At 43.4% G+C, this 23,150-nt stretch carries 18 protein-coding genes and 8 pseudogenes; 15 read left to right on the plus strand and 11 right to left on the minus strand.

The genetic code is table 11. From position 1 onward, the window contains the following. The first annotated feature begins 28 nt into the window (after positions 1–28). A pseudogene (gene tmk / locus PKHYL_RS00970) lies at positions 29–661 on the plus strand (dTMP kinase). Positions 662–775: 114 nt separating this feature from the next. On the opposite strand, the gene PKHYL_RS00975 reads toward tmk, so the two are convergent. The 4 genes and pseudogenes from PKHYL_RS00975 to PKHYL_RS00995 all read right to left on the minus strand — a co-directional run. Then, complete coding sequence (locus tag PKHYL_RS00975; RefSeq protein WP_240365754.1) at positions 776–1,717, minus strand: IS3 family transposase; 942 nt, start codon at positions 1,715–1,717, stop codon at positions 776–778. Positions 1,718–1,733: 16 nt separating this feature from the next. Then, positions 1,734–2,123 carry a helix-turn-helix domain-containing protein gene (locus PKHYL_RS00980; RefSeq protein WP_240365635.1) on the minus strand — a complete coding sequence of 130 codons (390 nt, stop codon included), beginning with the start codon at positions 2,121–2,123 and terminating at the stop codon, positions 1,734–1,736. Positions 2,124–2,241: 118 nt separating this feature from the next. Then, on the minus strand, positions 2,242–2,379 hold the full coding sequence (locus PKHYL_RS00985) for a hypothetical protein (protein ID WP_240365755.1): 138 nt from the start codon (positions 2,377–2,379) through the stop codon (positions 2,242–2,244). A gap of 276 nt (positions 2,380–2,655) precedes the next feature. Then, positions 2,656–4,551: pseudogene (locus PKHYL_RS00995) on the minus strand (cation:proton antiporter); the annotation flags it as partial. A 1,019-nt stretch (positions 4,552–5,570) separates the two neighbouring features. On the opposite strand from PKHYL_RS00995, the pseudogene PKHYL_RS01000 reads away from it, so the two are divergent. The 7 genes and pseudogenes from PKHYL_RS01000 to PKHYL_RS01030 all read left to right on the plus strand — a co-directional run bounded on the left by PKHYL_RS01000 (position 5,571) and on the right by PKHYL_RS01030 (position 11,890). Next, a pseudogene (locus PKHYL_RS01000) lies at positions 5,571–6,986 on the plus strand (Do family serine endopeptidase). A gap of 653 nt (positions 6,987–7,639) precedes the next feature. Next, positions 7,640–8,545 (plus strand): 4-hydroxy-tetrahydrodipicolinate synthase, encoded by a 906-nt coding sequence (gene dapA / locus PKHYL_RS01005; RefSeq protein ID WP_071002526.1) that lies wholly within the window; start codon positions 7,640–7,642, stop codon positions 8,543–8,545. Between the two features lie 122 nt (positions 8,546–8,667). After that, entirely contained in the window at positions 8,668–8,982 is a 315-nt protein-coding gene (locus tag PKHYL_RS01010) for a hypothetical protein (RefSeq protein WP_227517122.1), read from the plus strand. Between the two features lie 209 nt (positions 8,983–9,191). Then, positions 9,192–9,905: a phosphoribosylaminoimidazolesuccinocarboxamide synthase gene (purC, locus tag PKHYL_RS01015; protein WP_071002524.1), complete on the plus strand. Its 714-nt coding sequence runs from the start codon at positions 9,192–9,194 to the stop codon at positions 9,903–9,905. A 186-nt stretch (positions 9,906–10,091) separates the two neighbouring features. Beyond that, a complete protein-coding gene (locus tag PKHYL_RS01020; RefSeq protein WP_071002523.1) occupies positions 10,092–10,625 on the plus strand; it encodes a hypothetical protein in 534 nt (177 codons plus the stop codon). 285 nt (positions 10,626–10,910) lie between these two features. Then, positions 10,911–11,542, plus strand: a pseudogene (locus PKHYL_RS01025) (DNA-3-methyladenine glycosylase). 37 nt (positions 11,543–11,579) lie between these two features. Further along, positions 11,580–11,890: pseudogene (locus PKHYL_RS01030) on the plus strand (NGG1p interacting factor NIF3). Positions 11,891–12,148: 258 nt separating this feature from the next. On the opposite strand, the gene PKHYL_RS01035 reads toward PKHYL_RS01030, so the two are convergent. The 4 genes from PKHYL_RS01035 to PKHYL_RS01050 all read right to left on the minus strand — a co-directional run bounded on the left by PKHYL_RS01035 (position 12,149) and on the right by PKHYL_RS01050 (position 15,002). Further along, complete coding sequence (locus tag PKHYL_RS01035; RefSeq protein WP_240365758.1) at positions 12,149–12,436, minus strand: hypothetical protein; 288 nt, start codon at positions 12,434–12,436, stop codon at positions 12,149–12,151. Between the two features lie 314 nt (positions 12,437–12,750). Continuing rightward, on the minus strand, positions 12,751–13,206 hold the full coding sequence (locus tag PKHYL_RS01040; RefSeq protein WP_240365759.1) for a hypothetical protein: 456 nt from the start codon (positions 13,204–13,206) through the stop codon (positions 12,751–12,753). Positions 13,207–13,957: 751 nt separating this feature from the next. Then, positions 13,958–14,161, minus strand: coding sequence for a CsbD family protein (locus PKHYL_RS01045; RefSeq protein WP_240365760.1), 204 nt, complete (start codon positions 14,159–14,161; stop codon positions 13,958–13,960). Positions 14,162–14,855: 694 nt separating this feature from the next. Next, positions 14,856–15,002: a hypothetical protein gene (locus PKHYL_RS01050; RefSeq protein ID WP_240365761.1), complete on the minus strand. Its 147-nt coding sequence runs from the start codon at positions 15,000–15,002 to the stop codon at positions 14,856–14,858. A gap of 431 nt (positions 15,003–15,433) precedes the next feature. Here PKHYL_RS01050 and PKHYL_RS01055 point away from each other — a divergent pair, with 431 nt between their 5' ends. The 5 genes and pseudogenes from PKHYL_RS01055 to PKHYL_RS01075 all read left to right on the plus strand — a co-directional run bounded on the left by PKHYL_RS01055 (position 15,434) and on the right by PKHYL_RS01075 (position 18,187). Further along, positions 15,434–15,682: a hypothetical protein gene (locus PKHYL_RS01055; RefSeq protein ID WP_240365762.1), complete on the plus strand. Its 249-nt coding sequence runs from the start codon at positions 15,434–15,436 to the stop codon at positions 15,680–15,682. 52 nt (positions 15,683–15,734) lie between these two features. Continuing rightward, complete coding sequence (locus tag PKHYL_RS01060; RefSeq protein ID WP_240365763.1) at positions 15,735–15,941, plus strand: hypothetical protein; 207 nt, start codon at positions 15,735–15,737, stop codon at positions 15,939–15,941. A 49-nt stretch (positions 15,942–15,990) separates the two neighbouring features. After that, positions 15,991–16,992 carry a molybdopterin-dependent oxidoreductase gene (locus PKHYL_RS01065; protein WP_240365764.1) on the plus strand — a complete coding sequence of 334 codons (1,002 nt, stop codon included), beginning with the start codon at positions 15,991–15,993 and terminating at the stop codon, positions 16,990–16,992. Beyond that, positions 16,962–17,099, plus strand: coding sequence for a hypothetical protein (locus PKHYL_RS01070; protein ID WP_240365765.1), 138 nt, complete (start codon positions 16,962–16,964; stop codon positions 17,097–17,099). Before PKHYL_RS01065 ends, PKHYL_RS01070 begins: the two co-directional genes overlap by 31 nt. 76 nt (positions 17,100–17,175) lie before the next feature. Further along, positions 17,176–18,187: pseudogene (locus PKHYL_RS01075) on the plus strand (molybdopterin dinucleotide binding domain-containing protein). A 90-nt stretch (positions 18,188–18,277) separates the two neighbouring features. Here PKHYL_RS01075 and PKHYL_RS01080 read toward each other — a convergent pair. Next, positions 18,278–19,603 carry a D-amino acid dehydrogenase gene (locus tag PKHYL_RS01080; RefSeq protein WP_240365766.1) on the minus strand — a complete coding sequence of 442 codons (1,326 nt, stop codon included), beginning with the start codon at positions 19,601–19,603 and terminating at the stop codon, positions 18,278–18,280. 91 nt (positions 19,604–19,694) lie between these two features. Continuing rightward, positions 19,695–20,449, minus strand: a pseudogene (gene ygfZ, locus PKHYL_RS01085) (CAF17-like 4Fe-4S cluster assembly/insertion protein YgfZ). A 315-nt stretch (positions 20,450–20,764) separates the two neighbouring features. On the opposite strand from ygfZ, the gene PKHYL_RS01090 reads away from it, so the two are divergent. Both PKHYL_RS01090 and hemL read left to right on the plus strand, forming a co-directional pair. Next, on the plus strand, positions 20,765–21,118 hold the full coding sequence (locus PKHYL_RS01090; protein WP_071002514.1) for a zinc ribbon domain-containing protein YjdM: 354 nt from the start codon (positions 20,765–20,767) through the stop codon (positions 21,116–21,118). Positions 21,119–21,224: 106 nt separating this feature from the next. Then, positions 21,225–22,526, plus strand: coding sequence for a glutamate-1-semialdehyde 2,1-aminomutase (gene hemL / locus PKHYL_RS01095; RefSeq protein WP_240365767.1), 1,302 nt, complete (start codon positions 21,225–21,227; stop codon positions 22,524–22,526). A 49-nt stretch (positions 22,527–22,575) separates the two neighbouring features. Here hemL and PKHYL_RS01100 read toward each other — a convergent pair. Next, positions 22,576–22,933, minus strand: a pseudogene (locus PKHYL_RS01100) (Mpo1-like protein). Positions 22,934–23,150: the final 217 nt, after the last annotated feature.

Here is a 23,150-nt window from a genome sequence, read left to right on the forward strand (position 1 = left end):
AAATGCTTCACAAACGACGACCGCACCTATTGCAGGGCGGTTTATTAGTTTTGAAGGAACGGAAGGCGTCGGGAAAACCACGGCGATTGAACAGCTATGCTTGCAACTAGAGAAAAACGGTATTCACTACCTTCGTACGCGCGAGCCGGTGGTAGTCCGTTTGCTGAGCGACTGCGCGATATATTGCTAGATCCTGCAACTGAAATTGAGGATGATACAGAGCTTTTATTATTATTTGCAGCACGCTGTGATCATATGCAGCAAGTCATCCTGCCTGCGCTACAACGTGGCACATGGGTTATTTGTGACAGGTTTACGGACTCTACTATTGCGTATCAGGGTTTTGGACGCGGACATGGCGATAAAGCGATGCTGACCAAAATTGAGACGCTGATCGAGCAGTTTGTGACGCAGTTGCCTGAGCTGACTTTATGGCTTGATTTACCTGTAGCAGAGGGCATGGCACGCGCCAATAAGCGCAGCGCAGCAGATCGCTTTGAGCAGCAGGCAATGGCGTTTTTTACTTGGGTACATACCGGTTTTAGTCAACTTGCAAGCTCGCATCCTGAACGTATCCAGCGTATCGATGCGTCAGGCAGTACCTGATGAGGTGAGCGCGCGAATATGGCAGGCAGTCGTAGACAGATTTGATGTTGAATAATCATATTTGAGTGAGCATGTTTATCTTGTAAGTAGATTTAATAATCAAGCAGATATGATAAAAATAAAAAGCCCCAGCATGTTGAACTGACCCCCGAAACTTGGACGGTTTAGTTTATACCAAGGACTGAGTTCTGTACTGCACAGGGCTCAGTCCTTTTAGTTTGAGTTGAATACGCTCATTATTGTAATAATGCATATACTCATGAATCTGTTGTTCTAACTGCTCAATCGATTTTGGTTTCTCAATATAAATCGTCTCGCACTTCAGCGTACCAAAGAACCCCTCCATCAGCGCATTATCCAAGCAGTTGCCTTTTCTGCTCATGCTTTGCTTAATACCGTGCTGTTTAAGCGCCTTACTGAACGGTCTCATCTGATAATGCCAGCCTTGATCTGAATGCAGCATTAAACGGTTGTTCTGGTGCGTATCTATCTTATCTAACGCCTTATCTAGCATCTTGCTAACCAAATCATAGGTAGGTCTCTTTGAGAGCGTATAGCTGATGATCTCATTGTTATAACAATCGAGTATCGGTGATAAATATAGCTTATGATCACCTACCTTAAACTCAGTAATATCAGTGAGCCAGCGTGTGTTTGGTCTATCTGCATGAAACTGACGCTTTAAATAATTCTTTGCAATTTTGCCTTGTACACCTTTATAAGAGCGATATCTTTGTCGTCGAATCCGTGCACTTAAGTTTAAATGACGCATAAGCTTAGCGATGAGCTTGTGATTGTAATGGCTACCTAACTGCTTTAGCGCTGCCGTTATTCTACGATAGCCGTACCTGCCTTTATGCTGGTGATACAGCTTAGTAATACGCTGTTTTAAGTCAGCATGTTTATCTTTATCACCAAGCTTTTCTCTATGATAGTAAAAGACGCTTTTAGGCATACCAGCGGCTTTAAGTAAGTCAGATAAACAGCAGCGCTCTCTTAGTCCCTTCGATGAGCCTTGCTTTTTGCCTGCTTTTTCCTCCGCTTTGAGCAAGGCATCGAGCTTTTTTAGGTAGGCAACCTCTGCACGTAAGTACTCATTCTCACGCTTCAATTCTGCTAAGCTTTTTTCATCCCTCTGGTTTGTCTGTAATGAAGGGTTTGCTCATGACGGTTCTACCTTTAGGTTTGGAGATGAGTCCAGATATGCCTTCTAGTCGATACGCTTTATGCCAGTGACTAATAAGCGCCGGTGAGCTGATGTTATACCTTAAAGCAACTTCCAATTGACTTAAGCCTTGGCTAAGCATCGTTGTAATGACTTTGTGTTTAAACTCGTGACTATAGTAAGCTTTGCTGGTCTTTGGTTTGATAGCTTCAATACCACCGCTTTGATATTGCTTAACCCATTTGATAACTATCTTATTATCTAGGTTAAATTCCTCAGCTGTAGCACGACCAGTATGTCCTTGCATATAGTATGCGATGACTTCAAGCTTAAAGTCTAGATCGTAGCGCATAAAATACCCCATAAGTTGTGTCCAACTTATGGGGGCAGTTCATGTCGCTGGGGCTTTTTATTGATGACAGTTTGTTATTTAACCAATTATGACGTTAGCGGTTAAATAACGATAGAGTTTATTTATCACTATTTTTGTCATTCAGCTCACTCTGTTTGGCTTCTTTCCCAACCGCGCCAGAAGCGTCGGTGTCAGCTTTGGCAGTCGAATGAGTAGCACTGTCTTGACCAGAGTCAGGGGAGACGATTGGGATCAAGCGCTCCTTTTTTATTTTTAGGCGCGTTGCCATTACCATTGGCATTACTATTACTAGACGGCTTAGTCTTTGAGGTCGCGGTCGAGTTTGCTGTCATCACACCTGTGTTCGCTGTGTTGGTAGCCTCTGTTTTTGGTGCTACTGCCTTATCATCGGCCGCGACTGTCGCAGTATTGGACTTATCTATGGCGCTGTTCGCATTAGGGGCACTGGCGACGCTTTGCTCAGTATTTTGAGCCGTATTAGTTGGTGCCTCTGGCGCTGGTTTTTGTAGGTTATCGCTGCCCAGCTCTTTTTCTTTACGCTTTTCAGGCGCTTTTGAGCTGGACTCAAAATTGGCATCGGCGACCATACGCGCTTGTTCTTGCTTTGGTGTCACGTCTACTGGTTTTGGCTGTACTTCATCATCCACGACCAGTGAGATAAGCTACGATCACGCGGCACCGTACCGTCGAACTTATCAGTAATGACGTGCAGCTTGCCTTCTTTGTCTATGGTGTACAGCGGTACAAACTGCTTGTTATCCGCTTTATACTGCTCAAAGCTATAGCTGTCAGTGATGTTGGTGATTTTGATGCGCGCTTTTTTGGACAGCATACTAGCAAGCTTGGTATACGTCACATCTTTGCCAAACAGCCACTGTGAGTGAAAATTGGACTGCTTGTCGTCGCGCTCACTTTTGACTTTTTCATCACTGAACTTGAGACGGTATAGCTTACGCTCGCCAAATTCATGACGATAATGAATCTCAGACAAGGTATTCATCTCTTTGTCCATACTCATCGCAAACAAACGCCCAATACCAATCAGATCAAGATGGTGATCAGCGTGATCAGAGATTGGGTTGCCAAAATAAGTACGCAATCCACTCATGCGTGCGCGCGCGATATTGGTATAGTTATTATGCGCGACGATGACATCGAAGCCTTGCTCTTTAAGAGAGGTAGCGATGAGTAGGGCAATCGGGTTTGAACCGACGATAAGAATACCGTTGGTCTCAGGCTCACGTACGCCCAGCAAGTTGCCGACCATCTTTGCGCCCAGACCCTGAATCATTACCGTACCGATGATGACCATAAATACCAATGGTACAAGCAGCTCAACGCCTTGAATATCATACTCTTGCAAACGAATCGCAAACAGGGATGAGATAGCAGCAGCGACGATACCGCGAGGGCCAATCCAGCTGATCATCAGCTTTTCATTGGTTTTGAGGTTGGAGCCGATGGAGGACGCCCATACTGATAATGGACGCGCCACAAACATGACAATAGCAAGGAGCACCAGACCTACAAATCCTACGCTCAATAAACTTGCCAGCTCTACACGAGCGGCCAAAATAATAAATAGCACAGAGATCAGTAGAACGGTTAAAGACTCATTGAACTCTAGAATCGTCTCGCGTGGGAATTTTGGCCAGTTTGCCAAAGCCACACCCAGTACGGTCACAGTCAATAATCCTGATTCATGCTCCAAGTGATTTGATACCGAAAACAAGACCAAGACGAATGCAAGGGTAAAAACATTGCGCAAAAACTCAGGCACCATATGACGACGCATGAGGAAAGCAAGCAACCAAGCGCCTGCCATACCAAGGGCGGTTGCCAATACGACAATTTTGGCAAATAGCAAGATACTACTGGCTTCACCGCCTGAGATGATATATTCATAGACCAATACCACGGCAATTGCACCGATTGGATCAATGATAATACCTTCCCATTTGAGGATATTAGAGATGGTTTTATTGGGGCGCACGCTACGCAACAGCGGCATAATGACTGTCGGACCGGTCACGCAGACCAGCGCACCAAACAGCAATGCAATCAATGGGTCGACATCGAATAGCAAATAAGTCGACAGCGCCACGATAGCGATGGTGATGAGTACACCAATCGAGACCAGCATTTGCACCACAGTACCATGCTGCTTGATCTCATCAAACTCTAGCGTTAGCGAGCCCTCAAATAGAATAATTGCCACGCCCAAAGAGATAAAGGGGAACATCAGCTCACCTAATACCAAATCAGGGTCAAATACCCCCAGGACTGGTCCGATGATAATGCCAATGAGCAATAAAAATAAAATGGACGGTTGCTTCAAATACCAAGCCAGCCATTGGGCGGCAATGCCAATCCCAACCACGCCGGATAGCAATAGGGCGGTATCCATAAATTAATCCTTTTGTAATCTTGTCATATTTTATATCTATCCATAGCTGCTATAAGATAGTCGCTACCGTTCGTTTATGATCAATTGTTATCATTACTGATTGTATCTGGGTCATCACATTGATAGCCATCATGAATCGCAACATGAGCTTGAGATGATATATACACTATAAAGTAGCAGGGCAAAAGCATTCTTAGACAAATAACAGTGGTCTAAAAATGCAAAAGATGGAAAACAGGGATGATGATAGCCAGCTTGATAAACGAGTAGTCGATAGCATTTTTACTAATTGACTTTTGTTTGTTTTATGATTTGTTTTGCTTGCTATCATAACATGATTTGATTCATATACATGTATACAAAGCCTGCCACGATATCAGCGCGCAGCCACAAAATTGTACAAAGTCAGTATGAAATAACCATGCCTTGGGTTATCCTGCATTATGGAAATGATGGCAAGATAACGTTTTGTCCATCATACAGTAGCTACGTTGGTCATGCACGCCGTCAAAACAACAATAATATGACGTCAATCAGAGACCGGCTATTGGCGCTGAGGGTTTATGTTTACTAAAGCCAACAACCCTGGTTTTGATTAAAATAAATATAAAAACGGGGCTGACATGATCGTTACTATATCAGCCTAGCGATAAAACATATATGAAATCGATGCATAGCACGAATACCATCGTGTAATATGAGTATAACGATAACGATATAGTCAATCCTAAATAAAACAGATACATTATATATCAGGTGGAACTGGTCTAAATTTTCCTTGCGTGCTGTGCCTACGCTGCTCGATGCTGCGAAAAATTTATCCCAGTCCTACTGTATCGTTTTTATACTGAATTCACTATATAAGCAAATATAAGAACGCTGACCAATAACGATTGGGGTTATGTGCGTCAGGCAAGACGTTATCGAGTACCATCATCTAATTACCAACAATAATAATGACCATTCATATGGAGGACAATATGCCTATCAATATGTTTAAATCACGAACCACTGTCGATATGCGACTTTGGTTACAGCGCAGTGCGCTGGCGCTCGCTGTGAGTACGGCGATGGTGGCTAGTATTAACGTCACCACAATGAGCAATGCACATGCGGCTGTAACCACGGCTGATTTCTCTGGCCTAGTTCAACAAGTGACACCCGCAGTGGCGCGCGTCAACGTCACCAAGACAGTCAGTGAGGCTGAGCTTGCTAAGGCGCAAACGGCTGAAGTGTTGCGGCAGTTTTTTGGCGATCGGGTGCGCATTCCTGATCGAGCAGTCACGCCAGCGATAGAGCATGCTTATGGTACAGGCTTTTTGTCACATCTAACGGCTACATGCTGACCAATCATCACGTCATCGAGGGCGCTGACAAAATCACCGTCACACTTAATGATAGAACCGAGCTTGATGCAACCTTGATTGGTAGCGACGAGCGCTCAGATGTGGCTGTACTAAAAGTTGAAGGCACTCAGTTCCCCGCGCTACCGATTGGCGACTCAAACAGCTTAAAAGTAGGGGAGCCCGTACTAGCCATTGGTTCACCATTTGGTTTTGATTATTCAGCCTCCGCTGGCATCGTCAGTGCCAAATCACGCAGCTTCTCACGCGAAACCAGTGTGCCGTTTATACAAACCGATGTGGCGCTAAACCCTGGCAACTCAGGTGGCCCTCTATTCAATCAGCGCGGTGAGGTGATTGGTATCAACTCGCGTATCTTTAGTGGGACGGGCGGCTACATGGGGCTATCATTCTCTATCCCAATTGACGCTGCTATGGATATCTATGAGCAATTAAAGACCAGCGGTGAAGTCGCTCGCGCATATTTGGGTATCTATCCGCAAGATATTGACCGTAATCTGGCCGAAGCTTATAAATTGGATAAACCACAAGGCGCTTTGCTGACCCGCGTTTCTCCAGACTCGCCAGCACAAAAAGCAGGTCTAAAACCTGGTGACATTATCTTGCAGTACAATAATGTACAAATCATGCGAGCATCCGACTTATTGAATCTGCTCAACCGAGCAAAGCCAAGCGATCCATTTCGCGCACAGATTCAGCGCAATGGTAAGCAGATGATCATTAGCGGTAAACTTGCTTATGCACCTAATGATGTCAGAGCCCAAAGTGGGGATCAGCAAAGTGATGATGTCCAACTGGGCCTACGTTTGCGCGATTTGACCAAAGATGAACAAGCAGAGATTGCTACAGACAATAAAACGGGGGTGTTGGTCACGACGGTTGATCCGACAGGGTTAGCCGCGCGCTCGGGGATTTTGGCAGGTGATGTCATTACCAATTTTCACCAAAAGCCTATTAAGAAAGTAACGGATTTCTCTGACGCCATCTCATCCCCTACCCAAAAAGGGCGTTGTCACGATAGAAATTATTCGACAAGGCATCCCTGCTATTATTGGTCTGCGTATTGAATAGATAAAACCATAAGGAAGTGATTTGGACAGCAGCATACCGAAAAACACCGAAAAGTATAATTGCTCATCATAAATACCGCTCGCTATAAGAGATACGCAAACGGATACTGCATCAGTCTGCAAATAATGTATTTAAATATTCGTCAGCAGCGGTATAGGCACGCGAGGCCTGCCTTTTCGCTTATATCGTCCCACCATCGATGTGTTGACCATTCGCTAGTATTGGCAAAACCATTCAGCAGTGTTGATACGTTGCTGAGTGCTTTAGTTATCGGTATATTATTAATAAAGACTTGAAGCAATATTTATTGTTTCTAGCAATAAAAAAGCTTTTTTCGTCTTTGATTTGTGCTTGAATCATCAATTGATTGATAGCGGTCAAATCAAAATATGCTACACTAGCAGGCGTTTTTATTATTATATTTTATGGCGCAACAGGTATTTGCGGTCACTGGCATCGATAATGCCAATACTCACTTTAATACGCAGTAATTTATAATGTAAACGTTATGATAATAAATAAAATTTCAGCATTAACATCAAGCAAGGGTTGGTCATTAGCGTTTATCAACGTATATAAATTTTTGGCACTTGCAAACGACCTATCATGTGACAGCTTTGATAAAAGCTAGGATAATACAGTAAGGCACGGTTATGAGCACAGCATACGACGAGATCAAAACCCGATTACAAGGCTCAATGGTAGCCTTGGTAACGCCCATGCACCCTGACGGTACAGTTGATTATAAACGTCTGGCTGACCTCATAGACTGGCAGATCGAGCAGGGCACGCATTGCCTCGTTGCTGTCGGCACCACTGGCGAGTCGGCAACCCTATCGATGCAAGAGCATAGCGATGTCATTCGCTATTTTGTCCAGCATGTTAAAGGTCGCGTACCAGTCATCGCAGGTACTGGTGCAAACAACACCATAGAAGCGATTAAACTGACTCAAGACGCAGCAGATGCTGGTGCAGACTGTGCGTTATTGGTTGCTCCTTATTACAATAAGCCGCCACAAGAAGGCTTATATCAACATTACCAAGCCATTGCTAAAGCCGTCAATATTCCTCAGATGCTCTATAATGTACCGGGTCGCACGGTCGTCGATATTGCCCAAGAGACGGTCGAACGTCTTGCTGATATCGACAATATCGTTGCTATCAAAGATGCGACAGGCTCTGTTGGTCGCGGTGAGCAATTGATTAAAGCTGTTGGTGACAGAATGGTCGTATTGTCTGGTGATGATGGTACAGCGCTTGATCTACTAAAAGTAGGTGGTAAAGGCAATATCTCGGTGACTGCCAACGTGGCGCCAAAAGCCATGAGCGAGACTTTCGCTGCTGGCTTGCGTGGTGATTTTGAAACGGCTAGTCAGATTCATGACGTAGTCAAACATCTACATCGTGACTTATTCATCGAGTCAAGTCCTATTCCAGCTAAGTATGCGCTACATAAAATGGGCATGATCGATAAAGGGATACGCTTACCACTCGTTTGGTTGGCAGAGCAACATCATGCGACTATTGATGAAGCGTTGGTTCGAGCAAACATACTATAACCTGATCTTCAGCGATTTAAGACTTGTTGCTTGACGATTAATATTCAAGCGAGCAACAAGTCAACTTATCATGATAAGCCAATCGCCTAAATGAGCAATAACTGCTAACTCAGAGAGACAACATGATGACAGTAGCATCAAAAACGACAAAACTACTTCCTGCAATGCTGACCTTAGTTTTGGGTAGTACGTTGGTATTGAGCGGCTGCCAAGCGACCAAGAGCCTGCTTGGAAAGCGCGACAATGGCAGCTTAGACTATCAACAAAGCAAAAAGCTTGCACCGATAGAGCTGCCGGCTGCTCAAGAAACAGCGCCTTTCGTGCCTTTGTACCCAACACCGAATGTGGGCGCGAACACGCTTAAATTACAGAATGAGTCAGGTAATCAGTATCAGTTGCCAAAGCCTCAGCGTGCTGTTAGTAGCCCTTCAAACTAATTTCTTTCTTCATTTGTACCGCCGATCTTTATGATTATTGATTAAAATAATAGACTTCTTGCATAAGTCATCGTCAGCCCTTGTAACTCCGTCAGTGGAAGTCAATGAACTGGTACTTTTGCAAGAGATCTAATATCGATATTGTAATAAAAGTCAGCGGTCGCTGCGCGTTTTTACCACATAAGCTTGAACGAACAGGAACCCCCATAATGCAAAAGCAACAACTGCTGTATAAAGGCAAAGCCAAATCTGTCTACGAAACAGAAGACAATGATCTTCTGATTTTACACTTCCGTGATGATACCTCAGCGCTCGATGGTAAGCGTATCGAACAATTGGCGCGTAAAGGCGTGGTGAATAACCGCTTTAATGCTTTTATCATGCAAAAATTGTCTGATGCTGGTATCGAGACGCATTTTGAAGAGCAATTGTCTGACGACGAAGTATTGGTCAAGCGCTTGGATATGATTCCTGTAGAGTGCGTGGTGCGTAACTTTGCCGCTGGTAGTTTGGTACGTCGTTTGGGCTTAGAAGAAGGGCAAGCATTGACACCGCCAACGTATGAGCTTTTTTATAAAGATGATGCGCTAGGTGATCCGATGGTCAATGAGTCGCTCTCTGTATCTCTTGGCTGGGCAACCAAAGAACAATTGGCTAAGATGGAAGAGCTGACCTATCAAGTCAACGATGTACTCAAAGCATTGTTTGATGCGGGTGATTTGATTTTAGTTGATTTCAAACTAGAATTTGGCGTATTCCATGACCGTATCGTATTAGGTGATGAGTTCTCACCAGATGGCTGCCGTATCTGGGATAAGAACACCAAGAAGAAACTTGATAAAGACCGTTTCCGTCAGTCATTAGGTGATGTGATTGAAGCTTATGAAGAAGTGGCTGACCGTATCGGTGTACCATTAAAATAAGTATCTGATACTTAGCATAAAATAAAAAACTGAGCCATGTGCTCAGTTTTTTTTATGGCATTATATTTATGATGGTTCCTTAGTGAGTATTTAAATCTTTGGCTGTGGGCTAAGAGTATTAAGGTTTTAACTCAATGAGATAGGCGCGGTATACTTCATGGTGTACTTACCATACATATTCTATTAGTGATCGGTGCGCTATACAGGCATCGAACTGTTAGAAACCTTTACAGAATTCTTTATACCTACTCGTCCAGTGTACATAAAGCAATCAAGCCGTTTGTTTTTAATCAATATTTAGGGAATTTAGATATAAAAATAGATGATGAAAATAAAGCATATAGGATTTTTGCAAATGGTCTTATGGCTCATTTAGGGAACGAGTATTGGAAGCAAATGTCTAATCATGTCGATATCTATGAGGGAATGACACAGTCTTCTAAGGTTATAATTACTATCAAGGGAGATAAGATAGATGAATATAGAGAACTATCTAACGAACTGCTTTTCCTTGAACATGAGGCCTCATTATTTCTCAGAAACCATATTTTTAACCTTACAGGAGAAAAAATATGGGGCTTAACCTTTAATCTATACCCTAATGGTAAGTTTGAAATAGAGTATGACTACGATAAATCAAAAGATTATGAAGAAACTAATGAAGTTATCACTGGAGGTGAAATAAATTGGACTTTTAAAAGTGATAGTCTAAAGTCATGAATAGTAATTGAAAGCATACCCTAACGAAACCAGTTATTTTACACCAAAAACCTATTAACAGACCACTTAAAATAGACTGCTATAATGGAATCACTTATAACAGACTATAATTCCTATCCATTTATCAACAGTATCACCCTTTCAGCCATAGACTTATCACTTAATTCGTATAAAAAATCAAACATAGCGCCAACACTGTACTCCATACCTTATCTGACTTTTATGCTAATTTGTTAGTACTTACTCATATCAATTAGACCATAAAAATAAGAAAAGGTTTCGCTAATGTCTACTGCTTCATCAACTGTTTTAGAGTCTGACTGGTTCACTCGTCCGACCTGTGTGGTCGCTGCTGACTTGATTGGTAAAGTTATATGTCGACAGCTAACCGATAGTGATGGACAGCAAAAACACTACGTATGCGTATTTCTGAGACCGAAGCCTATATTGGTCAAGACGATCCCGCTTGCCATTCACATGCAGGTACTCGAACAGCGCGCACAGAGATTATGTATGAGCAAGGCGGTGTGTTTTATGTCTATCTGACCTATGGCGTGCATCATATGCTAAATTTGATTAGCGGCTCTATAGAGTCACCTGAATCGGTGCTGATTCGCGCTGGATTTTTGACTGAGGGTAGTGACCGTCTGATTGAAGAGCAACAATTCAGTCCAGATAAGCAATTTACTCACCCCAAGCAGTTTGCAGGGCCAGGTAAACTGACCAAACGCTTGCAGATAACTCGCGATTTATATGGCAAACCTATCTCGCCAGACTCAAGCGTTTGGGTTGAAGATGATGGTTGCCAGCCACCTGTATCAGTGCGTCCGCGTATCGGTATTGATTATGCCGGTGATGCTAAAGACTGGCTGTTACGTTATATATGGACTGATCATCCTTCTTTATCTAAGAACTAGTAGATTGAGATTTAAATCTATTTTGTGAGGTAAGTTCATGTATAAGTTGACGGTTTTATTCCTGATGAGGCCTTAGAGCAAGTAAAGTCCGCTTTATTTGCCGCTGGTGCTGGGAGTATTGGCGATTACGAGCAGTGCTGTTGGCAAGTGCAAGGAACAGGGCAGTTTATGCCGTTAGCAGGTAGCGCGCCGCATATCGGTAAGCAAGATAGTTTAGAAACGGTCGATGAATGGCGAGTAGAGATGGTCGTCGATGACGCATTTATTACTGCTGCTGTCATCGCGTTAAAAGAGGCGCACCCGTATGAAACGCCAGCGTATGATGTGATAAAAGTCTTGGATTTTTAGTTTTATCTAGAAAAATATTAGCTTGTTGAGTGTAAGAATTCTCATTAAAAAAACCAAATAAGCCACTTGATGACTTATTTGGTTATAAATTTTGGTTATAAATTTTTGTTATAAATTTTTGTTATTTCAACTGAGTATTAATAGTGAATATCAGACCCTAATAATCGATTAATCCTTTTAATCTTAATGACATTGTAGCTTGGATAGCTCAGTTCGATTTTATAATCGTCGCGACCACGTTCAGCTTTGACCTTGATTTTACGGTCGCCCTTTTATATTTAACACCTTTGACACGGTATCCCATGCTGCTAACTTTGTTGGCAGCTCGACGCTCGATAGCAGCTGAGTAGACGTTTTTATCCGCTTTTTTATGCTTGTCTTTGTGTTTTTATGCTCTTTGTTATCTTTGTAGACGTCTTCATAGATATCGTCATATACACTATAGCCGCCAGGTGTGGTGACACAGCCAGTAGTTACCGCTAATAAAGTGGCGACAATACTGCCAGACACTACATTCTTTAGTGTTGAAGATGATAAAGCTTTCATAAAAATGTCCTCATAATCTATTATCGTTGGATAAAGATAGTTTTCTAATATTTCAGTAAAGGGGCGTGTAGAACTGCTCTATTGACAGTAGTGTCAGCGTCATCAGTCTTTTTAACGTTAATAACGTCTAAATTTGGATAGCTAAGCAATATCTCATACTCCTGCGAGCCGCGTCTGGCCTCAATGTCAAAGACACCACGCTTGTTTTTTTTCTTCAAGATCGATATCTTCGACACGGTAACCCATAGATCTTACTTTATTGATGGCACGGCGCTTGATCGCTGGGTAACGTGACTCTCTTTTAATGCTGTCCTCTATATCACCTTTTTTATAGCGCTTGTCGTTCTTATATTTACCATTATCTTTATGTTTATCTTTTTTATGGCGGTCATTGTCTTTTGATACTTGTTATCTCCCCAATTGTTCGACCATAATCTTTTATTTGAGCTGATGAGTCTTAGAGAAGGATAAGTATATGTTAGCTCATAGAGCTGATTATTCTTTTTGGCAAAAGCTGTCATTGCGCGAGCGCCACGATAGCTATCAGAGCGAATGTCTATGACTTGATAGCCTTTGCGGCGTAAGTCTTGACGGAGCTGCTGGCTGACACGGTTGAAGCTATCGTTCTGCCGATTATTATCACCACGATATATGGGCTGGTTATCATAGCCAGGACCAACGACAGCACAACCGACAGTGGTAACCAATAGAGCAACGATAAAAACAGTAGATATGGTTGTCTTAAAGGAAAACGGTTTTAGAGTTTTCATGATGCAATATCCTATAAGGTTTCAGAGAGCTTGCAATAAGAATGCTTATATAAGTCAAAGGTAGAAGGTTCTAAAATATGTTGATACAGCCATACTCAGATAGGTGTTAAGAGCTACTATCACTAAAAACTATTTTAGAAATGTTTTCTTACATTATCTATCATAGGATACAAAGCTTTATATTAAGTGTCATTTGCGTTAATAAGTTGTAATTATTGAGAATGATTAAATCGTTGTAAGCATATGCTTACATACAATGACGTTTACGCGACTTAACATGAGAGTGAGAGTTAGGCATTATGGTTACACGGCATTAGGGAGTGTGACTTAAGGATTGAGTTAGCCGCATTAAGGATAATGATTCAATTATTAGCATCAGGATGATAATAATAGTTGAAGTAAGGACACATACCCATTGCTGATAGCAGCAGTTAAGATTAGATGCTGTAATAAGGGCAGGATGCCCAGTATCACAATCACTGAATATTTGTGCAAGGATGCATAGAAAGCAGTCGTGATAGGTAACATGGACAGTTAACGATAAAACCGCATAACAATTTATTGCTATGCGGTTTTATCGTGTCTGAAAATGCTAAACAGTTTTATATAGTATGAGAAACCTCTATCTAAACTATTATCTAACTGACATCATTATCTACCTGACACAAAAAACCGCATAATTTATCATGCGGCTTTTTATTTTATAATAGAAACATCTTTTTCAAAAACTTTATTTTATAAAAAAAGTGAATTAGTAATTGTTTTCGCGGCGCCAGTCATCTACTTCGCGCTCAGCATGATCTTGGGCATGACCATAACGCTCTTGTATACGACCAACCAGCTTATCACGGCTACCTTCCACTTGATCTAAATCGTCATCAGTCAGCTCACCCCATTTTTGTTTTACTGAGCCTTTTATTTGTTTCCATTCGCCTTTTAAAGTATTCTTATTCATGATTATATTCCTTTTATCTTGTTTGATTCACTTTCATCAAATAGTCTTTGAGTTTATTGACGATATGAATATCGTTTGTTAGAGCTACTTATTTATTGATTTTCTTATTTTAGTAGTTCACAAGTATTATTGGCTGTTACCAATTATCTTGTGGTATTAAATATAGGACGTTTCAATTCAGCTGTCTGTATACGCTATGTTTATATAGTGGAACCAATTTAAAATGTTATAGCGTTACTGGTATAAATTTTCCTTGCGTGCTGTATATACAGAGGCTGTGAAAAATTCATCCAGTAGCGCTTTGGAACTTATGACAGTTTTGTTTTGAACTGACTATAGTGTTACTTAATTATAGTGAGCGTGCATTATGTGTTATCTGTCAACTCGCTGTAGTAGTAAAGCGTAAATTACGTCTGCCATGCGTAATAAAAATGCTCAAATCAATAATTGTCATTAAGTAAGAATAAGATAAAAAACCAATATTACGTAAAATAAATAGCCTACGAATAAATAGCAGAAACCTAAAAATAGGTCATCTGCTTGTTTATTTTGCAATATAAGATAAGAGCCAGCTTGTTAAGATATAGCCAATCCACTAAAAAAGCGTTACAGCATTAACCTCGCTTGAAGTATGACAGATACATCTGCACTCGGTTGCCTTGTACCACTCTCAAATTGGATCAATTATACTCTGCTAGAGGTTAGCGAGGTAACGCTGGTAACGTTTGGTCAATTTGCTGAGACGGATACGGTCACTAAGTAGTGACAATATTGGCGATACATTTGGTTTAGGCAGCTTTGCTTTACCCGTACGCTGTAGTTGGCGCTTGATGACTGCCATGGTAGCAACGGCACTTAAGGTCTTATCCTTCCACGAATTTGGCTATAGACTTATCGTTTAAATGACTATAACCTTATAGTCGAAACATAATTAGTAAAAGTTATTGTGGGTTTAAAAATGACGAGTCTAAAAATAGTAATCAATATGTGACTATCATCACACTTTTTAGCACAATAGCACTTCAGGTAAATTACTGGCGTGTTGACATAATCATTTATCGAGTAGGGATACCTCTATATTGAATGCATTAGCGCAAAATACAAACGCCCCATAGAGTCAAAACGTGAGCAAGCAAAAGCTAGAACGCGGCGTGCCTTATTAAAAAGCGCGTTACGGCTCTATAGTCTAGAAGGTGCTCAGGGCATGAGCATGAATAAAGTGGCTAAAGGGGCAGGTATTGCGCAGCCCAGTTTTATAATCATTTTGAGAGCTTGGATGCGCTACAGAACGAGCTCAGCGCTCAGTTAAAAGACCACTATCTATCGCCAATGCGGCTGGCATGGGTCAATATGCTAAAAGACTATGACGTGCTGACTAAGGAAGAGTTTAATCAGCAGTGTCAGCAATGTCTGATAATGATTTTTGATTCTACCTTTCAGAATATTGCGCTATTTCAGCACTTACTCGAAGATCGTCCGCGATTCACTGCCGATATAGAGAACCAATCCCTCACTCAATAATGGACTGGGTAATCTAGTCGCAGACATACAAGAGGAGTGGACGGAGATATTTATGCAGGGATTACAGCTATCCAATCGTTCTTGTGAACGCAGCGCTGTTAATCTTTGTGTGGATATGGCAGCCGCGCAAGTACATGAGCTGATACTAGGCTGTCATCAGCAGCGCTACTCGAGGGAGCAAGCGATTGCGACATTGAATATCAGCTTTGATACCCTATTTGCCAATTTTTTGCAAGGAAGCAACCATAGCGGCTCATGATATATCTCATGAAAGCTAGGATTTATAAAACATAAAAGGGAGTATGACTATGGGCACTACAGCGGCTAGCGCGACGGACAACGAACAAATCCACTTTAGAACCTGTACTTTATGCGAGGCGATGTGCGGCATCGAGATCAAGCACGATGGCGAAAAAGTCTTATCGATCAAAGGGGATAAAAACGATCCTTTTTCTCAAGGCTACATTTGCCCGAAAGCCACTGCTTTGCAGGATTTGTACGAAGACCCTGATCGTTTGCGAGGGCCTGTCGAGAGAACGGCGGACGGTTGGAAATCGATCAGTTGGATTGAGGCGTTAGATAAAGTCGCTGCAGGTATTCAGTCTGTTCAGCAAAAATATGGTCAAAATGCGTTTGGGGTGTATTTGGGTAACCCGAATGTCCATAACATGGGCGGTATGCTGACTATCAAGCAGCTATTGACCAGCCTAAAGACGCGTAGTCGCTTTTCTGCCACTTCAATTGACCAACTGCCACACCATATCGTCAGCATGCATCTGTTCGGTCATATGCTCCGCATCCCTGTTCCGGATGTGAATCGCACGCAGTATATGCTCATCATCGGCGGTAACCCGCTGGCCTCTAATGGCAGTATCATGACTGCGCCCAACATGCGTCAAAAGCTCAAAGACATCAAAGCACGTGACGGCAAAGTAGTGGTGATCGATCCAAGGCGTACCGAAACCGCAGATATCGCCAGCGAACATCACTTTATTCGTCCAGCGACAGACGTATTATTGCTATTGGCCATGCTCAATGAAATCTACGCGCAAGGCTATGCCAAGGTAGATAGCCGAGTGGCAGGTTTGGCACCAGAGATTGATCGTATTGCATCATTTGCAGAAGGGTTCACCCTGAGTCGGTGGCAGATATTACAGGTATTACCGCCGCTGAAATCAAACGTATCGTCAAAGAGTTTTGTGAAGCCGAAAGCTCGGTCTGTTACGGCCGTATGGGTATCTCGGTGCAAGAGTTTGGCTTGCTCAGCCAATATCTGTCCATGGTCATCAATATCGTCACAGGACGCTTAGATGAAGTGGGCGGACTCATGTTCCCCAATCCTGCTGTCGATGTGGTCAATAGCTCGGGCCCAGGTTATTTGGGCAAACGCCATAGCCGCGTGAGCAGTCTACCCTGACTTTAATGGCGAATATCCAGTGGTTGCGATGGCGGATGAGATGTTAGTCGCAGGAGAAGGGCAGTTAAAAGGCTTTATGAGTGTCGCCGGTAACCCTGTCCTTAGCACGCCAAATGGTGAAAAGCTAGATGAGGCCTTATCAGGGCTTGAGTTTATGGTGTCGCTTGATTACTTTGTGACTGAGACCAGCCGTCATGCCAATATTATCCTGCCGCCCGTCTCGCCACTCGAGCGTGACCATTACGACATTACGTTTAATGGTTTTGCTGTACACAATGTTGCCAAATACTCGCCTGCTTTATTTAGCAAAACAGAGAATGAGAAGCATGACTGGGAGATTTATCTAGAGCTTGCCGATCGCTTGGATAAAGACGCGCCAGAAGCGGTACAAAAAGAGCGTGCCGCGACAAAAGCGTTTGGACCGAAATTCTTACTTGAGCAAGGTCTCAAGTACGGACCTTATAAAGACGTCACGTTGGATGCGCTGATAGACAATCCACACGGTATTGATTTAGGACCACTGCATCGTATGTTGCCGGAGGCGATCAAGCATGCCGATAAGCAAATCAATCTCAATGTTGATTTTTATCAGGCAGATTTGGAACGGATCAAAGAAATGATGCAGCAGTATGATAATCAGGAGATTTTGCTCATCGGACGTCGCCATGTACGTAGCAATAACTCATGGCTGCACAATAGTTATCGATTGGTCAAAGGTAAGTCTCGTTGTACGTTAATGCTGCATCCAGAAACGGCAGCACAGCATGGTATTGAAGACGGACAAGACGTGAGAGTGACCTCGCGTAGGCAGTGTGGTTATTGCAGCAGAGGTGACTGATGAGCTGATGCCCGGCGTCGTCAGTATTCCGCATGGCTTTGGTCATGGACGTAAAGGGGTGAAGCAGAAGATTGCGCAAGCGCATGCCGGTGTCAGTGTTAATGACCTAACAGACGATACCTTAATTGATCAGTTGAGTGGTAATGCCGCCGTTAATGGCGTACCTGTGCAATTAGAGGCGTTGGGCGCTAACGCAGACAATGTGGCTAATGCGGTATTAGAAAACTCAATAGATAGTGCAATCGCATAAGTTCAATTTTTTAAAGTAAAAGCAGGCGCTTACACGATGTAAGCGCCTGCTTTTTATGGAGATAGTTTTTTATAGTGTCTAGAGATTCAGTCAGCTGTTTGTACCCACAAAATCAAAATCAACGTTGGGCGTTTCACCTTGTATCAATAAGCTGATGGCTTTTGCAGAACCGCAAGCATGCGTCCAGCCTAACGTGCCATGTCCTGTATTGAGCCATAGATTGTCAAAAGTGGCTGACGCGTTATGGCTACCATGTTTGACTTGACCGCAATGCGCGCGCCCAATCAAAGGTACGTTCGATGGGGTCATTGGGCGCAGTCCTGTCCAATATTGAACCGAATTTGCGATGATACCTTTTGGAAATAATTGCTGCACTCGGCGCGTAATGGCCTCACAGCGCGTGGCATTTAAGTCTAAATTATAACCATTAAACTCTGCGGTGCCTGCCACTCGCAACTTATCACCCAAACGTGAAGTCACCAGCTTAAACTCATCATCAATCAGGCTGACAAAAGGCGCTAAATGCGGCGCTCGTGGATTGACCGTATAGGTGGCTGAATAGCCCTTTGCTGGAAAGATAGGCACGCGAATATCCAATGGTTTTAACAGAGGAACGCTATAGCTGCCTAGCGCGATCACATGACTATCAGCTGTGAAAGTCTGTGCGTTTTCGCCTTTTGGGCGAATGGTAATACTGTGTACATGACGATGGGTAGAGTCGGTATCGACGTTAAGTGCCAAAATCTCAGTATCATATAAGAACTGTACACCCGTATCAATGCAGCGCTGTGCGAGTCTTTGCGTAAATAGGTGCGCATTACCAGATTCGTCACGGCTGGTGTAGGTTGCACCAGTGAGTTTATGCGCAATCGGATAGAGGGCAGGTTCCAAGTTGACGGCATTATTGATATCAATCACATGGCGCTCACAACCAAGCGCTTGCATGCGCTCAGTGGGTTCAATCGCCGCATCAAACTCAGCTTGGCTGGTATAAAAATGCATGATACCGCGTGTTTGCTGCTCATAATTGATACCGATATCGGCGCGTAGCTGTTGTAAGGCGTCGCGAGAATATAACCCTAAGCGTACCATTTGCACCAGATTGGCATCGGCACGATCAGCGCGGCACTCTTGCAAAAACTGCATCGCCCATTTGAGCTGATCCTTATCCGCACGCAGACGGAATAACAGCGGGGCATCCTCCTTAAACAACCATTTGAGCGCTTTCATCGGGGTGGCAGGATTGTCCCACGGCGTCGCATGAGAGACCGATATTTGACCACCATTGGCAAAAGACGTCTGCATCCCTGCCGCCGATTCGCGTTCGATCACAGTCACATCATAGCCTGCTTGACGTAGATACCATGCGGTGGTCACGCCCACCACGCCTGCTCCGAGTACCGCAATATGTGTCATGGGATTCTCTATGCTCATGTTAATCATGACGGCAGCCGTGTATTAGCTTGCCATCACCGTTGCTGCGCCGCCTATTTGTTTCAGCTTGATTTTACTTTGGGCGCGCAACATCCACCTGTAGTGCGGCTGGCAAGTCCAATATATTCAAATCGCTTTCTGCCAATTGCTCAGGACGAGCAACGACAAGGGCTATAAATCCATTGTCATTTTCTATCGCATTCACCACTTGGATTTTATCGAGTTTGTCGCCTGCCGCGGGGAGTAGTGCGCCTGTGCCTTTGACATAATGCAAAAACGCTTTGGGCGCTGATTTAAAATAAATACGGGCGATGACTTCTTGGCCCAAGTAGCAGCCTTTATCATAGTCCATACCGCCACGCTGATGCAGGCGCAGTTCTTGCGGCTGAAACTCACCTTGAGTCGCCGCGACAATCCAATAGTTACCAGTGGCGATACTGCACGCCATCCAATCCTGCGTGTCTTTAGCGGTATTGTGATCGTCCTTATGGCTAAAGGTTGGTTCGTCTGCTAACACACACGGATAAATCGCGATCGACTCACTGGTATCAAATTTAGAAAACGCGCCAAACTTTTTTAAATGAGCTTGTAAGGCATCTGCACAATCGCTGCTGATGACCACATCATAGTGCTTCTCGGCTTGTTTTTGATCCAAATACCAAATTCAATACGACCTTTTAAGTTGCAGATTGCAGCGGCTTGATAGCTAAGCCCAAGTTTGGTGACATCACAAGTCAATTGCCCTTGCAAGAATTTTTCGGCATCCTCGCCTTGAATGGTCAACTGCGAAAACTGCGGCAATGCTGAGGGGTTTGGAGATTGTGTCATTGTTATTATCCCTTCTGCTTAATAATTAAGATATATAGATGAAATCGAAGCGATAAAAGTTATAGGTGCGCTTTAATATAGACGCTGTTGTTACTGACAGAACGTGTCAGCAAAAATGTCAATAGGGTTAAGAAGAGTACCACAAAAATGGTGTCACAAAAACGTCATCAATAAGTGGGGCGCTCCAGTGTGGGTTAAGCATTAAATTAGGTGTAGTGCGCCATTTTCAACGGTACAAATTGGTTAAAAATGGCGAGTTACGGTACAATGTCCGCTCTACAATAAACCCAACGTCTGATGACTGCCGAGGATATGATGAGCTTACCAAATTGCCCGAAATGTGATGCTGAATATACGTATGAAGATGGTGCGTTACTGGTATGTCCGATGTGCGCTCACGAGTGGACGGCGGCTGAGACGGATGCGGCACAAACGGAAGAGCAAGATGCCGTCATTCGTGATGCGGTTGGCAATGAGTTACAGGACGGCGATGCCGTTACGGTCATTAAAGACCTAAAGGTCAAAGGCTCTTCACTTGTCATTAAAGTTGGAACTAAAGCGAAAAGTATTCGCCTATTGCCAGACGCAACCGATGGTCACGATATTGATTGTAAACTTGACGGTTATGGCCCAATGAAGCTGAAATCTTCTGTCGTCAAAAAAGCGTAAATTGTAAAAATGTCTTGAAAGATTCGATAATAAACAAATATAAGACTGACGACATTTAGAAAATACAGAACTGACAGAATATAAAACCTATAAATAGAGAATAGCTATGAGTACTAAAAACGAACAGCTTTTTGCGCAAGCTCGCAAACATATTCCAGGCGGCGTTAATTCACCCGTCCGTGCCTTTGCAGGGGTCGGCGGTACGCCAATTTTTATGCACCGCGCCAATGGCAGCAAGATTTATGACACCGAAGACAATGCCTATATTGATTATGTGGGTTCTTGGGGCCCAATGATTTTGGGTCACGCGCATCCAAAAGTCATCGACGCTGTCAAACAAGCCGCCGATGATGGTTTGAGCTTTGGAACACCAACGCCGTTTGAAACCACGGTCGCTGATAAAATCTGTGAGCTCGTTCCGAGCGTTGAGATGATTCGCATGACCAGCTCGGGGACTGAGGCGACCATGAGTGCGATTCGTTTGGCACGCGGTTATACTCAGCGTGACAAAATCGTCAAGTTCGAAGGCTGCTATCATGGCCATTCAGACAGTCTGCTTGTCAAAGCAGGCTCAGGCATGCTTGATATCGGTGAACCAACGTCTAAAGGCGTACCAGCCGATTTTGCGAAGCACACGATCACGATTCCTTATAATGATCCGCAAGCGATCAAAGACTGCTTTGAAAAATGGGGCGACGAGATTGCTTGCGTGATTTTAGAGCCGATCGCTGGCAACATGAATATGGTAATCCCAACACAAGAGTTTCATGATACGTTGCGTGCCCAGTGTACGGACAATGGCGCAGTATTGATTTTTGATGAAGTGATGACAGGATTCCGCGTGGGTCTGGGCGGTGCGCAGGCACATTTCGGTATCACGCCTGATTTGACCTGTTTTGGTAAAATCATCGGTGCAGGTCTACCAGTTGGTGCGTTTGGCGGTAAAGAAGAAATCATGTCGTGCATCGCGCCCATTGGTGGCGTTTATCAAGCGGGCACGCTATCAGGTAACCCACTCGCCATGCGTGCCGGTATTGCGATGTTTGAAGACCTAACGGCAGAAGGTTTTTACGAAGACTTAGCTGCCAAAGTCGATCATCTGGTCGATGGCTTCCAAGCGGCGGCGGATAAGCATGGCATCAATCTGCGCACAAATAAATTGGGCGGTATGTTTGGTATGTTCTTTGTCAAAGATGCTGATACCAAAACCCCAAGTAATTTTGATGATGTGACAGAGTGCGATATGGAGGTGTTCAATACCTTCTTCCACGGTATGTTAGATCGCGGTATCTACCTAGCGCCGTCTGCGTATGAAGCAGGCTTTATGTCAATCAAGCACAGCAATGAAGATATCGAGGCATCGATTACTGCTGCTGATGAGATATTTGCAGAGATAACAAAGGGTTAACCCACTCTAAATCTCTCAAATTTTAGACATTTGAAAGATAAACCAGCATTCATAATAAATTATGATGCTGGTTTTTTGTACGTTTGTCATATTTGTGATCTTTTAGGCTTAAATTGCCACGCAGGACATCGCCATACATACGAAAATCACTAGCAAAACTTTTTAGCGGAAATTTAAGCGAGGCGGGTTTGTTTTTTCAAAGAAAAATGCCCGACCCAAGCGCAGGCATATCCTGCTGCGACACCTCTTGCGAGAGGCTTTACCGAGCCAGTTTTGATTGACTTTGCCAATCCTAACAAACCAAAACTGCTACCTGCAAAATGGAGACGGCGACAAGCCATGTTTTGATGCTCGTCTAAATAAAAATCATAAAACGCCTGTTTGGGTGACGCTTCAGTTTTTATCATATCCGTTCTGGTACTGTTATGGGTATTAGCGGTTTCGGTCGCATTTTTTCGGTTGTTTGATTCATGCGGTTAGCGTCCTTGCTGGCGGGTTTATCGACTATCCATTGTCGGCAGTTTTTAGGTAAATAATTGATGGATTTCGATGTGATTTATACCGATGTAAAAGCAGTAAATAACGGTTTTTTATCACAATATTATGAGCTTTCAATGTAGCAAA

Source organism: Psychrobacter sp. KH172YL61 (genome assembly GCF_007182895.1).
GTDB classification, from domain to species: Bacteria; Pseudomonadota; Gammaproteobacteria; order Pseudomonadales; family Moraxellaceae; genus Psychrobacter; species Psychrobacter pacificensis.

Excerpts from the sequence above, each read along its gene's own strand:
- PKHYL_RS00980 (WP_240365635.1), bottom strand. The coding sequence starts at position 2,123 with ATGCGCTACGATCTAGACTTTAAGCTTGAAGTCATCGCATACTATATG.
- dapA (WP_071002526.1), top strand. The coding sequence starts at position 7,640 with ATGAGCACAGCATACGACGAGATCAAAACCCGATTACAAGGCTCAATG.
- PKHYL_RS01010 (WP_227517122.1), top strand. The coding sequence starts at position 8,668 with ATGATGACAGTAGCATCAAAAACGACAAAACTACTTCCTGCAATGCTG.
- purC (WP_071002524.1), top strand. The coding sequence starts at position 9,192 with ATGCAAAAGCAACAACTGCTGTATAAAGGCAAAGCCAAATCTGTCTAC.
- PKHYL_RS01035 (WP_240365758.1), bottom strand. The coding sequence starts at position 12,436 with ATGAAAGCTTTATCATCTTCAACACTAAAGAATGTAGTGTCTGGCAGT.
- PKHYL_RS01040 (WP_240365759.1), bottom strand. The coding sequence starts at position 13,206 with ATGAAAACTCTAAAACCGTTTTCCTTTAAGACAACCATATCTACTGTT.
- PKHYL_RS01045 (WP_240365760.1), bottom strand. The coding sequence starts at position 14,161 with ATGAATAAGAATACTTTAAAAGGCGAATGGAAACAAATAAAAGGCTCA.
- PKHYL_RS01050 (WP_240365761.1), bottom strand. The coding sequence starts at position 15,002 with ATGGCAGTCATCAAGCGCCAACTACAGCGTACGGGTAAAGCAAAGCTG.
- PKHYL_RS01060 (WP_240365763.1), top strand. The coding sequence starts at position 15,735 with ATGCAGGGATTACAGCTATCCAATCGTTCTTGTGAACGCAGCGCTGTT.
- PKHYL_RS01065 (WP_240365764.1), top strand. The coding sequence starts at position 15,991 with ATGGGCACTACAGCGGCTAGCGCGACGGACAACGAACAAATCCACTTT.
- PKHYL_RS01070 (WP_240365765.1), top strand. The coding sequence starts at position 16,962 with ATGGTCATCAATATCGTCACAGGACGCTTAGATGAAGTGGGCGGACTC.
- PKHYL_RS01080 (WP_240365766.1), bottom strand. The coding sequence starts at position 19,603 with ATGACACATATTGCGGTACTCGGAGCAGGCGTGGTGGGCGTGACCACC.
- PKHYL_RS01090 (WP_071002514.1), top strand. The coding sequence starts at position 20,765 with ATGAGCTTACCAAATTGCCCGAAATGTGATGCTGAATATACGTATGAA.
- hemL (WP_240365767.1), top strand. The coding sequence starts at position 21,225 with ATGAGTACTAAAAACGAACAGCTTTTTGCGCAAGCTCGCAAACATATT.